The sequence below is a fragment of the Rhodohalobacter sulfatireducens genome, from assembly GCF_022012475.1.
Classification (GTDB): domain Bacteria; phylum Bacteroidota; class Rhodothermia; order Balneolales; family Balneolaceae; genus Rhodohalobacter; species Rhodohalobacter sulfatireducens.
In genome coordinates, this window is record NZ_JAKLWS010000001.1 from 232,568 (window position 1) to 245,912 (window position 13,345).

Here is a 13,345-nt window from a genome sequence, read left to right on the forward strand (position 1 = left end):
ATTGTCACGTTGTGGGCGAAAACCTTATTTTTCATAAAATTGAAACAAACTACTTCCTATGAACAAACTGTTTTATTGCTTTATCATTTTCCCGGCACTCCTGATCAGCGGATGTCAATCCTCCCCGGAAACCGAAGAAGCTGCCCAATCAATTACAGAAGAAAAATTGCTGAGTCATATCGAAGTAATCTCTTCTGATGAATTCGAAGGGCGGGCAACCGCTTCCGAAGGAGAGGAAAAAACGGTCAACTATCTTGTTAATGAGCTCGAAAGTTTAGGCGTTTCTCCCGGAATGGATAATGGTTCCTACGTCCAGGAGTTTCCACTTTTGGGCCAAACGGTTGAACCCTCTTCTGCTTCATACACTCTCAAACAAAACGGACAGGTTCTGAATGACCTGGAGTTTCGGGCTGATTTTGTAGCCTGGCCTGCCAACGAGGCGGAACAGGTCGATGTGAATGACGCCGAACTCCTTTATGTAGGATATGGAATACAGGCACCGGAATTTGATTGGGACGATTATAAAGATGCCGATATTGAAGGCAAAGTATTGGTCTTTAAAAACAGCGATCCTTCTTACGATGAGAACATCTTTGGAGGAGAAGGACGACTTTACTACGGCCGCTGGAGTTATAAATTTGAAAAAGCGGCCGACATGGGAGCACTTGGGGCTATCATCATCCACACCACACCCACTGCAGGATATGGATGGAATGTAGTATCCAACAGCTGGAGCGGTGAACAGTTTTACCTGAAGAGCGAAGAGGGCGAAGCTGAAACCATGCCCGATTTTAATAGCTGGCTGACTGAGCCTGTCAGTGCCGAACTATTTGAAGCAGCCGGACTGAATTTGAATGAGATGCTCGAAGCGGCCGATGATCCTGAATTTCAGCCGGTACCGCTTGACGGGATTACGGTTGATGTAGACCTGGAGGCCAATTACAGCAATATGTCTTCCCGAAACGTACTGGGAGAGATCAAGGGGAATGATCCGGATTTAATGGATCAATACCTCATCTTTACCGCCCATTACGATCATCTTGGAATTACGAATCCTGTTGAGGGTGATTCGATCAACAATGGCGCGCTTGACAATGCTGCCGGGGTGAGTTCATTATTGAATCTTGCAGAAGCATACAAAATGGTTCAGCCTGAAATGCAAAGAAGTGCATTATTTCTATTCGTTGGAGCCGAAGAGATGGGGCTTTTGGGATCTAAATACTGGGCGGCAAATCCCACAGTTCATCCCGGGAATGTGACTGCTAATTTTAACCTGGACGGTATGCAGGTATATGGCCAGACTGAAGACGTGGTTTTGGTTGGATATGGACGAAATACAATTACCGATGTCTTTGAAGATTACGCCCAGATGGGGGATCGGACCATTGCGCCCGATCCGTACCCTGAACAGGGATATTTTTACCGGTCTGATCATTTTGCTTTAGCTCAGATCGGCATTCCAGCCGTCTTTCCGAATCCGGGACAGGAATATATCAACAAACCGGACGATTGGAGTGAGACGGTCGACAGTTTAGACACCGCCAACTATCACTCGGTGAATGATGAGATCAATGAGCTTTGGGACCTGTCCGGAATGGAGCAGGACGTAAGGCTTTTTTTCCGAACAAGTTTCGACATCCTCAATCGAAACGAAATGATGGAATGGTATTCCGGTGATGAATTTGAGGCCGTTCGTGAAGAGATGCTTGAAGAGGCTCCTTAAACTTAACGGTGCCTTCATTTAGTAAATGTATTTTTGGTTTTGCTTGATCCGAAGGTCCCTGGTCATCGAAGCCTTGGCGTAGTTGACCTCCTTCGGATCATAGTGTCTGAAGCTCTGCTTCTATTTTTTGATAGGAAGCGGAGCTTCCGTTTGGCATTCCGAAGCAGGAGCTTCGGAATGAGAAGAAGTTTAACAATATTCAATAATGAGCAAAACAATACTCACATTTTTCCTGCTGGCATTTGTCTTTTGTGCCACTATACAGGCTCAACCAGACAAACCCGCTTACCTTCTCTACGATAAAAATGGAGAGGTTATTTCATACGAGGAGCTTGTGAATGAATCAGAAGAGAATGACCTGATTTTCTTTGGCGAGCAACATGACAACGCCATCGCACATTGGCTTCAGCTTGAGCTGATTCAGACTCTTTCATCAGACAGCACTACATCACTTCTGATTGGAATGGAGATGTTTGAAGCAGATCAGCAGATTCTGATTGATGAGTACTTTGGAGATCGCATTAGCCAAAGTAGTTTTGAACGTGAAGCTCGGCTTTGGGATAACTACTCTACAGATTATAAACCGGTCCTCGAGTTTGCTAAGGGAAATGAAATTCGTTTGATCGCCACAAACATTCCACGACGTTACGCGTCATCGGTTTATCGCGACGGGTTAAACACGTTGGATTCGCTTAGCAGTTCTGCTAAAGAGTGGATCGCCCCACTACCGGTTGAGGTAGATACGACATTACAAAGCTATCAAAACATGTCGCAAATGGCGCATGGGCATGGCGGCACGAATTTGATCTATTCCCAGGCAATCAAAGATGCGACGATGGCTCATTTTATACTATCTAACCTGAATGAAAACAGCCGGATGATCCACCTTAACGGATCCTATCACTCTAATGATTATGAGGGAATTGTATGGTACATTCAGCAGGCAGATGAATCCATCAATGTTTTGACCATTAATACGATTTCTGTGAATGACATTCGTGATATAGATTCCGATCAGCTTCAATCCGCAGATATCACATTGGCTGTTCCATCAAATATGACTTCAACCTATTAAATAGCTTAATTTTGAAATAGAAAAAAATATTAAATAACCGTCATTCTGAACCTGTCTGCCAAAGCTTTAGCGCAGGCAGGCTTGTTTCAGAATCTCCAAGCGAAGTAAGGAGATCCTGAGTCAAGCTCAGGATGACCGAAAAAGCGATTGATATTTAAAAACTACATTAAATCAAATAACATGAGTGACTTCAAACATCCATATTCACGCCCCCGGAGACTTCGGTCATCCGATGCTGTTCGAAAAATGGTGGCTGAAAGCCATTTGTCAGCGGATGATTTCATCGCCCCTCTTTTTGTGATGGAGGGCGATGGTAAGAAAGAGGAGATTGCATCCATGCCGGATTACTACCGGTTTACTCTTGATCTTTTGATGGAAGAAGTTGAGGAGATCCAATCACTCGGAATTCAATCCGTGCTTCTTTTTGCGAAGGTTCCGGATGAGAAGAAAGACAATGAGGGAACAGAAGCGCTGAATCCCGATGGGCTAATGCAGCAAACTGTCCGAGCCATCAAAAAGAATTTTCCGAATTTGGTGGTGATGACGGATGTGGCTCTCGACCCGTATAGCAGTTATGGACATGACGGAGTTGTTAAAGAGGGGGAGATCATCAATGACGAAAGCGCGGAACTGCTTGCCAAAATGGCGGTGAGCCATGCAGAGGCGGGCGCCGATTTTGTAGCTCCCTCCGATATGATGGACGGACGAATTTTGTTGATGCGTGAAGCGCTCGAAGAAGCCGGATTTCCCAACACGGGGATCATGGCATATAGTGCGAAATATGCATCCAGTTATTATGGCCCGTTTCGGGATGCGCTCGATTCAGCTCCCGGATTTGGCGATAAAAAAACATATCAAATGGACCCGGCAAACGTTAAAGAAGCTGTAAAAGAAGCGATTATCGATCAACAAGAAGGTGCCGACATTGTGATGGTAAAACCGGGACTACCGTATCTTGATGTGCTTCGCGCCGTAAAAGAAGCGGTACAGATTCCGGTATCCGTGTATAACGTTTCCGGTGAGTATGCAATGATCAAAGCGGCTGCGGCTAATGGATGGCTGAACGAAGAAGAAGCGATGCTGGAAGCATTGATCGGCTTTAAACGAGCCGGCGCCGACCTGATCGCCACCTACTTCGCCAAAGATGCGGCACGATTGTTGTAGATTTAATTGTACCTCCCCTCTTGAGAGGGGACAGATTGCGAAGCTTTTGCGGAGCAATCAGGGGTGTGTTCCCGTGAACATGCTTGAACCCACGAAAACACACCCCTCGCCTAACTGCTAAACGCAGTTAAACTTTTCCCCTCTCAAGAGGGGAGCTTTTAAACCCTATTTAATTAAGAAATTGACTATGAAACGAGTTCTCTTATTTCTTGCCACCAACCTGGCAATTATCATTGTTGCGAGTGTTACCCTTTCCCTTTTGGGAGTTGGTTCCTATCTGGATGGAACCGGGCTGAACCTCCAGGCGCTCTTGATATTCTGTTTTATCTTCGGAATGGGCGGTTCATTTGTCTCCCTGCTTTTGTCTAAGAAAATGGCAAAATGGTCGATGGGAGTTAAGATGGTTGAAAGTCCACAAAACTCCAGGGAAGAGTGGTTGGTTCGAACCATTGAACGCCAGGCAAGAGATGCCGGAATCGGCATGCCTGAAGTCGGAATTTTTGATGCTCAACAAGCGAACGCTTTTGCTACCGGTTCAAATAGAAATAAAGCATTGGTTGCAGTCAGCAGCGGGATGCTTCAGCGATTTGATCAGGATGAAATTGAAGCGGTACTGGGTCATGAAATCGGCCACGTTGCCAATGGCGATATGATCACACTCGCACTGATCCAGGGAGTTGTCAACACCTTTGTGATGTTCCTCGCCCGGGTGATCGGTTTTGTTGTAGACCGTGTTGTACTTAAAAATGAAAGAGGCTTTGGAATTGGTTATTTCCTGACGACGATTGCTGCCGAAATTGTTTTAGCGATTCTCGCTTCAACGATTGTCTTCTGGTTTTCAAGGCGACGGGAATTCCGAGCGGATGAGGCCGGTGCACGATTTGGCAGCCGCAATGGTATGATCAACGCATTGCAACGGCTCAGAAAAGAAAGTGAAGTTCCAAATCAACTACCGGAATCGATGCAGGCATTTGGAATTACCGGCGGAAAACGAAGTGGTTTGAAAGCGTTGTTTATGACCCATCCGCCACTGGAAGACCGAATTGCGGCATTGCAGAATATGACAGATTAAGGGATAGTATCGAGTAGCGGGTATCAAGTATTGAGATCCGCTACTCAGCTTTCCTAAGTTATAGTCAGACTAGGATACACTGATATACTAATCAGAACTTTATTTACAACATTCTCAATACTCACTACTTAATACTCAATACTCTCAAGCATGCTTCTAAAAAGCGAGTACCTCTATAAGCGAGCACAGAAATTCATCCCGGGCGGTGTTAACTCTCCGGCGCGAGCATTTAAATCCGTTGGAGGCGTTCCTGTGTTTTTCAAAAAGGCGAAGGGATCGATCATCACCGATGAAGATGGAAATGAATACATCGATTATGTGGGTTCGTGGGGGCCGATGATTTTAGGTCATGCTCATCCCACCGTCATCAAAGCGGTTCAGGATGCTTCGTTTAACTCCACCTCATTTGGTGCACCGACTGAAATTGAGATCAAAATGGCTGAGCTGGTTCAAGCCATGGTACCGAATGTGGAGAAGGTCCGGATGGTAAATTCCGGAACGGAAGCATGTATGAGTGCCATTCGGGTTGCGCGCGGATACACAGGTAAGGATAAAATCATAAAGTTTGAAGGAAACTATCACGGCCATGGGGATTCATTCTTGATTAAAGCCGGTAGTGGTGCGTTGACTCTCGGTAAACCAAGCAGCCCGGGTGTCACAAAGGGAACAGCTAAAGACACTCTAAACGCCGACTACAATGACCTCGACAGCGTTGAAAAACTCCTCAAAAAGAATAAAGATAATGTAGCGGCAATCATTGTTGAACCCGTAGCCGGAAATATGGGATGCATCCCGCCTCAACCGGGATTTCTCGAAGGATTGAGAGAACTCTGTGACGAGCACAAAACGGTACTCATTTTTGATGAGGTGATGACCGGATTCCGGTTGGCTCGCGGCGGCGCCCAGGAACGGTTTGATGTGTGGGCGGATCTTGTGACCTTTGGAAAAATCATTGGCGGTGGATTGCCCGTTGGAGCGTTTGGCGGAAAGAAAGAGATCATGGATGTCGTGGCACCGGTCGGACCTGTGTACCAAGCCGGAACTTTATCCGGAAATCCACTGGCGATGAGCGCCGGCTATGCTCAGCTCAGCACATTGGAAAAACATCCGGAACTGTATGTGGAACTGGAAGAAAAAGCAGAATATTTGGCCAAGCGGTTGAGAGTTGTTTTAAATCAGCATGAAATAGATTATCACATGAACCAAGTTGGTTCAATGGCGAGCGTCTATTTTACTGATCAAGAAGTAACCGGGTTCAAAACGGCCAACACGACTGACCAGGAACTGTTCAAAATCTTTTTCCACGAAATGCTTAAACGTGGAATTTATCTGCCACCTTCACCATTCGAAAGCTGGTTTTTGGCGACAACCCTTACGAATGAGATGCTCGATAAAACCATCTCGGCTGCGGATGAGTCTCTTGCGGTCGCGAAGTCGAAGGTTGGTGGGGAGTAATTGTAGACATGGTATTTTTCATTACTGGCAAAGTATTTTAAACCACTATAAAGTTTTGCAAGTTGATGAATTCATTGTCATTAAGAAAAAATACCATGTCTGTTCCGGCTCATTCTATTTCTTGAAATGAAATTTTCTTTCTTAACACATCTTCACGAATATTCCTCTGATGAAATTCAATAAATTCCTCTTTTCCAGAAAACAGACTTAAGATCTCTTTTCTCTTCAAATTTGTTTCTTTTTCAGAGAGAATGATTGGATAGGAACTCCATCTAAATCTTTCATAGTTCGGAGTAATTCGATGGTGGACTGGATTTCGATGAATATAATAGATCGTCCACAACAATTGCTCTTCACTATTAATCCTGACTCTCTTTAAATGCTTTTCAAAAAGAGTTCCTTTTCTATTTTGTTGCTTATTGAAAGATTTAGAGTATGAAATAAAGAACTTTCTTAGCTGTTCTGATACTGTTTCTGGTTTAAGATTCTCATCAATCTTGATCAAAAAATGAAAATGATTTTCTAATAAACAGTAGGAATAGGCTGAGAATACTTCTCTGGTGTAGAGATGAAATTTATTTAAGAAGTATCTATAGTTTTCTTCATTATAAAACAACTGATCGTATCTAACAGCCTTGTTGTAAATATGATAGAACTCTCTTGGTTTAAAAGGTGCTCCGTATTTAGAATAGTCTCTTTCCATGTGAGACATGGTATTTTTAGAAACTGAATGAAATTTGTTGAGGGAATCACATCTTACAAAAATTCAAAATGTTTTGCCATTAAGGAAAAATACCATGTCTTTTGAAAACTTCTCCTTGCCAATAAAAAAATACAATGTCTTAACATTGAACAATATCTAAATTCTTCGTCTCTCACTGCTCTTTATTGCCATACTCTTTCAGCGCATCCCTGATCGCATTTTTCACCACGAAATAACCGATCACTGCCGATCCAACATATTTCAACATTGTAAATAGAATTGCCGTTATGCCTCCAATAGTCATGATTTTTCTAGATTTTGTTCATTACTTAAATCATACTCCTTCAGTGCAGCAATGATCGCTTCTTTTAAAACAGCATAGCCGATAACGGAACCGATACCGAATTTTATGAAGTATACAATTATCTCGAATAACTGAATTTTCCAACTCATTTTACTCCTGTTGAATAATTGTTTTAAGATTTATCCTAAGCAAAGAAGCAAATAACAAAGAGAGGTCAATTTTGTCAAATATGTATACTTCTTAGATGATCCTTCAATTGTTAAGTGTTTTTAAAGCAAGAGACATGGTATTTTTTAGAAATTGTTCAACATTTCATTCAAACAAATCATCTAACAACCATTCAAGAATGGTTTGCCATAATGAAAAATACCATGTCTACCCCGCCCTTAAGTAATCCAAATCTCTTCATGAAAAGAACATTCAATCAGCCTATCTTTATGAGTCTGTGTGAAAATTTTTTATGAAGAATAAATCTGCTCTTGCTACTGTCTTTCTTGTTGTGGTAATCGATCTCCTTGGTTTTGGAATCGTATTACCCCTGCTTCCCTTTTATGCACAAGAGTTTTCTGCATCAGCCGTAACAATCGGCCTTCTTTACAGTGTTTATTCGTTCATGCAGCTCATTTTTTCTCCGATCTGGGGAAGTTGGTCAGACCGTGTTGGCCGACGCCCCATCATGCTAATGAGCACCTTTGGAGCAGTCATAGCCTACATCATTTTTGGGTTTGCGGGTTCTCTCAGTATCCTGTTTCTCTCTCGCATTGTAGCAGGAACCATGGGCGGAAATATCTCTACGGCACAGGCATACATCGCTGATATCACCGATAGTGAAAACCGTGCCCGCGGTATGGGGTTGATCGGAGCGGCGTTCGGAATTGGTTTTGTGATTGGTCCTGCTACGGCTACCGGATTGATTCATCCCGCCTTTCACGAATTCATTGCCAGTTTTGGATTTCCGGATTTCGCCGCATGGATGGAAGCCAATCGTTTTGCTCTTCCCGGATTTTTTGCGGCTTTTCTATCCTTCTGCAGTTTCCTGATGGTGCTCTTCAAGCTTCCCGAAACAGTGGACAAATCAGCACCCAAAGAAAAAGAGGATACCTATCGCAGGCCGAGTGTTTTTTCACCCCGATTTTGGCAATTACTTAAAGAGCAGAAAGGTTCGTCCGCCCGTGGATTTCTCATCCCTCTGATTATCGGATTCTTCCTGCTCTCCTTCGGCGAATCAAGTCTCTACAGTGCCTTTCCATTATTTGCAGAATCACAACTAAATATGAGTGCCGAGGATGTGGGAATTCAGTTTTTCTACATCGGTATCATCGCTGTGATTGTGCAGGGATTTTTGATCAAACCTCTCACAAATATTTTTGCCGAAGAGAAGATTTTCCTGGTTGGAAATATTTTGATGGTCATAGGACTCGGCCTGATTCCCCTCGCTCACAACATGCTCACCCTCGCACTTTTCCTGTGTTTAATGGCCCTTGGCAAAAGTCTTAACACTCCAACCATCACCAGCCTGATCTCCCAGGAGGCAAGTGAGAATAACTACGGTGCGGTAATGGGAGCTTCGCAGGGGCTTTCCGGGCTGGGACGAATGATTGGCCCGACATGGGGAGGGGCTCTGTTTGCAGCCTACTTTGGATTGCCATTTGTTGCCACCGCTGTAATTGTGGGTGCGACTATTTGGATTGCAGTCGGGTTGATTTCAAAAGATAACTCTCGCTAAGAGTGATCGGATAAGTATTCAACTTATTCAAAGTATTTGCTGAATACACTCATCCGATGACTAAGAATTCCACCAAGAATAAGTCATTTCCCAAACTATATATTTCAGGAAGTATCATTCGTTTGGTACCTTTATAGTAAAGAGATAAACCTAAAATAAAGAGGAGTCACATGACTGTTTTTGTTGCTGATAAACTACCTGATGAAGCTATTTCTGAACTTGAGAACCTCGGCCAAAATGTAATTAATCATCCAACCGCGACAGCCTCAGATCTTGACAGCGGATTGAGTGACGCAAATGTTCTGATTGTACGATCAACGGTTGTAAGCAAAAGCTGCATTGAGAATAGTCCCAACCTTAGCTTGATCGTCCGCGCCGGAGCGGGCGTCAACAATATCGACATTGAAGCAGCCAGCAATTTGGGTATTTATGTAGCCAACTGCCCCGGAAAGAATGCGATTGCCGTAGCTGAGTTAACAATGGGTCTGATCGTCAGCCTCGACCGCTACTTAGGTGATAATGTGGTTGACTTCAAAGCCGGGAAATGGAATAAGGCGACTTACAGCAAGGCGGATGGACTTTATGGAAAAGTTCTTGGTGTAATCGGTGTCGGACAGATAGGCTCGGAAGTAATTACCCGGGCGAAAGCGTTTGGAATGCCGGTTATTGCATGGTCGCGTTCTTTGACCCCCCAAAAAGCTGAAGAACTCGATATCATCCATGCTGAAAGCATTGAGGAAGTTGCTTCCAAGTGTGATATCCTCAGCGTGCACCTTGCCATCAATAATCAGACAAAAGGAATTATATCAAAAGAGGTCCTTTCCAAACTGAAAGACGGTGCGTATTTCATTAACACCTCACGGGCAGGAATTGTAGATGAAGACGCATTATTTGAAGAATTGAAATCCGGGCGGATCAAAGCAGGGTTGGATGTCATCAGTGACGAGCCCGAGTTCAAACAGGGAGAGTTTACAAGCCGATTCCAGGAGTTGGATAATGTATATGTGAGCCATCATATCGGGGCCAGTACCAAACAGGCTCAACTAGCGGTGGCATCTGACGCTGTCGATATCGTCCGCGGGTACGTTCAGGAGGGTCAAGTGAGAAACTGGCTGAACCGCTGTGAGCATACGGATGCACCATGGCAACTGGTGGTTCGCCATTATGATAAACCGGGTGTCATCGCGAATGTTATGAATGAGTTGAAGCAAGCAGACATCAATGCGCAGGAACTCACAAATGTGATCTTTGAAGGGAAACAAACCGCTTGCTGTACTATCCAGTTGGATGCGGAACCATCATCAGAAATCATGAAAAGTATTCGAACCCGACAAGATGAAGTGATCAGCGCAACACTGATTCAATTATAAAAAAGCTGTATACTTTGTGAGATTCAAACTTAACAATTTCTATGAAATTTCTACTCTCACTTTCGCTACTTGCTGCATCTTTACTATTCATAACAGGTTGTAATCAGGTGAATGGAAACCAGCCTGAAACCAATAACGATTATTACCTCTTTGTAGGCACCTATACAGGTGAAGGAAGTGAGGGAATCTATCTCTACAAATTTAACGCTGAAGATGGTACATCAACTCCTGTGGATACGGTTTCCTCTTCGAACCCGTCATACTTAGCGCTATCGCCGGATCATTCATTCCTATATGCTGTAAATGAGGAGGCTGATTCTGCTGATGCATCGGTCAGTGCTTTTTCATTTGATAAAGAAAATGGCGAGATCTCATTTTTGAATAAACAATCGAGCCGGGGCGGAGCGCCCTGCTACGTCAGTACCGATCAGACCGGAAATGCAGTTTTCGTAGGGAATTACCTGGGCGGTTCACTGGCTGCATTTCCCATCCGGGATGATGGCAGTCTTGCTGAATCCACATCGGCAATTGTACACGAAGGAAGCAGTGTAAATGAAAGGCGACAGAACTCTCCTCATGTTCACTGTACCATCATCTCTCCCGATAACAATATGCTTTTTGTAACAGATCTCGGCACAGATACGGTTACCGGTTATGCTTTTGACAGTGAATCAATGACACTTCAGAACGAACCGTCCATCGTTTTTGAAACTGAACCCGGTGCTGGCCCGAGACATCTCACGTTTCACCCAAACGGCGAGTATGCATATTTGGTGAATGAGCTGAGTGGGACGGTTGTTACTTTTTCGTACGATGGAGAATCGCTTGAGGAACTGCAAACCATCAGCACGCTGCCTGAAAATTATGAGGGAAGGTTTTCGGGAGCCGATATTCATGTCTCTGCAGATGGAAGCTTTCTCTACGCCTCCAACCGGGAAGATCTCAACAACATTGTGATATATTCGATAGATCAAGATTCAGGTCTGCTTGAAAAAGTTGGAGAGCAATCATCAGGCGGTGCCCATCCGAGGAATTTTATGATTGATCCAACCGGCAATTATCTTCTCGTTGCCAATCGAAATACAGATAACATCGTTGTGTTTGAACGAGACCGGGAATCCGGTTTGATTACACCGGCCGATATCGAAATTAATGTATCACAGCCGGTTAGCTTGCAGATGGTACCGGATAATGAATAACGAACCTGCCTGCGCTAAGGCTTCGGCAGACAGACACTGAATATCCAATTTCGAATGTCGAAGTGATTAAACTCTTCATTATTCGATGTTCCTAAACCAGATTGCGCGAGCAGCCTACACAGAAATGTCGGGGTCTCTCTCGAGCTTGGAATTAGGGCACCTCGACGTTTCAGAACGACCTCAATTACTTGCCATGGGTCATCCCCCGGAATCAACTTTGTTGATTCTGCCCCCTTCGAAGGGGGAATTTCTCAAAGTCGCGCTTCTTCGAGCCACAATTCCGGGTCTACCATCTGGCTTCCGTCGCGGATCAAAAAGAAAATCACTTCACCGCGGATTGAGTTTTCATCTCCTGACAGACCAATTGTGTCACCTCTTCTCAAAACCTGGTTTTTTCTCACATATATTTCGCTCAGATTTCCATAGGCGGTTTTATAATCCCCGTGGCTTACAAACACCACATCCCCATAGCCCTGAAGCGGTTGTATTCCATAGACATATCCGTCGTTTACAACCTGAACGGATGAACGCGGTAAGGCTGCAATATCAACCCCCAAATTTCTTGTTCTTGTACCAAATACCGGGTGAACACGCTCGCCAAATTTCTCTGTAATGGTGCCGTTATCCACCGGCCATGGCAGTTGACCCCGCTGATCCCGAAATTCTGCTTCGTACATGTTTAACTCCTCATCACTGACCGATACTTCTCTCCTAACTACCGTTTCCCCTGATGCCTCGGCGCGACGCAATTGCTCCTCCTCACGAATCAGGTTTTCCATTGTATTTTCCAGGTTCTGCTTCTGTTGTTCCCGGTTCTGTTTCTCTTCCTCCAGGTTTGCAATATCCTGCTTCAAGGAGTCCACCAACTGCTGCTGCCGGTTCTGTTGCTGCTGCAAGTTTTCGGTCTCGGTTTCAATCTCCCCGAGCGCAATGCGATTCCGTTCGCTTGACGCTTCCAAATCTTGCCGCGATTGCTCCAAACGCAGTCGGGTCTCTTCAATTTCATTGAGTTGTTCTTGCAAATAATCATTGAACCTGGCAAGGTAAAACGTTCGAACCATCAATTGATTGATGGATGTTGAGGTCAGAAGAAGTGCGAGTTCTGTAGTTCGTCCATGTTTATAAAGATAGGTGAGGCTCTCTTTATATTCATTCATCAACGTATTTAACCTCTGCCTGAGCTCAGCCTGATTATTCTGAATCAATGTAATTTCTTCCTGGATTTGCCGCTGCTCACGATTCATTTGGCGGAGTCGTTCTCGCTGCAGTGAAATCAATCGGTTTAGTTCTTCGTATCGCTGATAAACCTCATCATACTCTTCTGATCTTTCATTCAGCCTTTGGGTGTAAGATGCAATCTGCTCATCCAGGGTTTCTATCTGCGAGCGAGTAGATTGCTGCCGTTCCAGTATTTCGGCACGCATTCTCTCATAAGATGACTGAGCCTGCGACTCTTCTGCCTGTGCCAAGGCTTCGGCAGTCAGGCCCACCGTTGCAATCAACGCAATGAAGCCAATCATCAAAAATGAATTGAGGTTCATCATACCTGGTACT

The 13,345-nt window shown here is 44.4% G+C and carries 12 protein-coding genes; 8 read left to right on the forward strand and 4 right to left on the reverse strand.

What is annotated here, in order from left to right; translation table 11 throughout:
• The first annotated feature begins 58 nt into the window (after positions 1 to 58).
• The 5 genes from L6773_RS00980 to hemL all read left to right on the forward strand — a co-directional run bounded on the left by L6773_RS00980 (position 59) and on the right by hemL (position 6,489).
• Positions 59 to 1,723 carry a M28 family peptidase gene (locus L6773_RS00980; protein WP_237851967.1) on the forward strand — a complete coding sequence of 555 codons (1,665 nt, stop codon included), beginning with the start codon at positions 59 to 61 and terminating at the stop codon, positions 1,721 to 1,723.
• 205 nt (positions 1,724 to 1,928) lie between these two features.
• Positions 1,929 to 2,798 (forward strand): ChaN family lipoprotein, encoded by an 870-nt coding sequence (locus tag L6773_RS00985; protein ID WP_237851968.1) that lies wholly within the window; start codon positions 1,929 to 1,931, stop codon positions 2,796 to 2,798.
• Between the two features lie 180 nt (positions 2,799 to 2,978).
• Positions 2,979 to 3,962 (forward strand): porphobilinogen synthase, encoded by a 984-nt coding sequence (hemB, locus tag L6773_RS00990; RefSeq protein WP_237851969.1) that lies wholly within the window; start codon positions 2,979 to 2,981, stop codon positions 3,960 to 3,962.
• Between the two features lie 187 nt (positions 3,963 to 4,149).
• On the forward strand, positions 4,150 to 5,034 hold the full coding sequence (gene htpX, locus L6773_RS00995; protein ID WP_237851970.1) for a protease HtpX: 885 nt from the start codon (positions 4,150 to 4,152) through the stop codon (positions 5,032 to 5,034).
• Positions 5,035 to 5,184: 150 nt separating this feature from the next.
• A complete protein-coding gene (gene hemL, locus L6773_RS01000) occupies positions 5,185 to 6,489 on the forward strand; it encodes a glutamate-1-semialdehyde 2,1-aminomutase (RefSeq protein WP_237851971.1) in 1,305 nt (434 codons plus the stop codon).
• Positions 6,490 to 6,598: 109 nt separating this feature from the next.
• Here the strand turns inward: hemL and L6773_RS01005 are convergent, their stop codons facing one another.
• The 3 genes from L6773_RS01005 to L6773_RS01010 all read right to left on the reverse strand — a co-directional run bounded on the left by L6773_RS01005 (position 6,599) and on the right by L6773_RS01010 (position 7,645).
• Positions 6,599 to 7,192: a hypothetical protein gene (locus tag L6773_RS01005; protein WP_237851972.1), complete on the reverse strand. Its 594-nt coding sequence runs from the start codon at positions 7,190 to 7,192 to the stop codon at positions 6,599 to 6,601.
• 172 nt (positions 7,193 to 7,364) lie between these two features.
• On the reverse strand, positions 7,365 to 7,496 hold the full coding sequence (locus L6773_RS21400; protein ID WP_255727672.1) for a hypothetical protein: 132 nt from the start codon (positions 7,494 to 7,496) through the stop codon (positions 7,365 to 7,367).
• Positions 7,493 to 7,645, reverse strand: a complete 153-nt coding sequence (locus tag L6773_RS01010; protein ID WP_237851973.1) for a hypothetical protein — start codon at positions 7,643 to 7,645, stop codon at positions 7,493 to 7,495. The genes L6773_RS21400 and L6773_RS01010 overlap by 4 nt, the downstream gene beginning before the upstream one ends.
• Before the next feature lie 311 nt (positions 7,646 to 7,956).
• On the opposite strand from L6773_RS01010, the gene L6773_RS01015 reads away from it, so the two are divergent.
• The 3 genes from L6773_RS01015 to L6773_RS01025 all read left to right on the forward strand — a co-directional run bounded on the left by L6773_RS01015 (position 7,957) and on the right by L6773_RS01025 (position 11,791).
• Positions 7,957 to 9,222, forward strand: coding sequence for an MFS transporter (locus tag L6773_RS01015; RefSeq protein ID WP_237851974.1), 1,266 nt, complete (start codon positions 7,957 to 7,959; stop codon positions 9,220 to 9,222).
• A gap of 170 nt (positions 9,223 to 9,392) precedes the next feature.
• A complete protein-coding gene (locus L6773_RS01020) occupies positions 9,393 to 10,592 on the forward strand; it encodes a 3-phosphoglycerate dehydrogenase family protein (RefSeq protein ID WP_237851975.1) in 1,200 nt (399 codons plus the stop codon).
• Between the two features lie 41 nt (positions 10,593 to 10,633).
• A complete protein-coding gene (locus L6773_RS01025) occupies positions 10,634 to 11,791 on the forward strand; it encodes a lactonase family protein (RefSeq protein ID WP_237851976.1) in 1,158 nt (385 codons plus the stop codon).
• 251 nt (positions 11,792 to 12,042) lie between these two features.
• On the opposite strand, the gene L6773_RS01030 is transcribed toward L6773_RS01025, so the two are convergent.
• Positions 12,043 to 13,335: a murein hydrolase activator EnvC family protein gene (locus L6773_RS01030; RefSeq protein WP_237851977.1), complete on the reverse strand. Its 1,293-nt coding sequence runs from the start codon at positions 13,333 to 13,335 to the stop codon at positions 12,043 to 12,045.
• Positions 13,336 to 13,345: the final 10 nt, after the last annotated feature.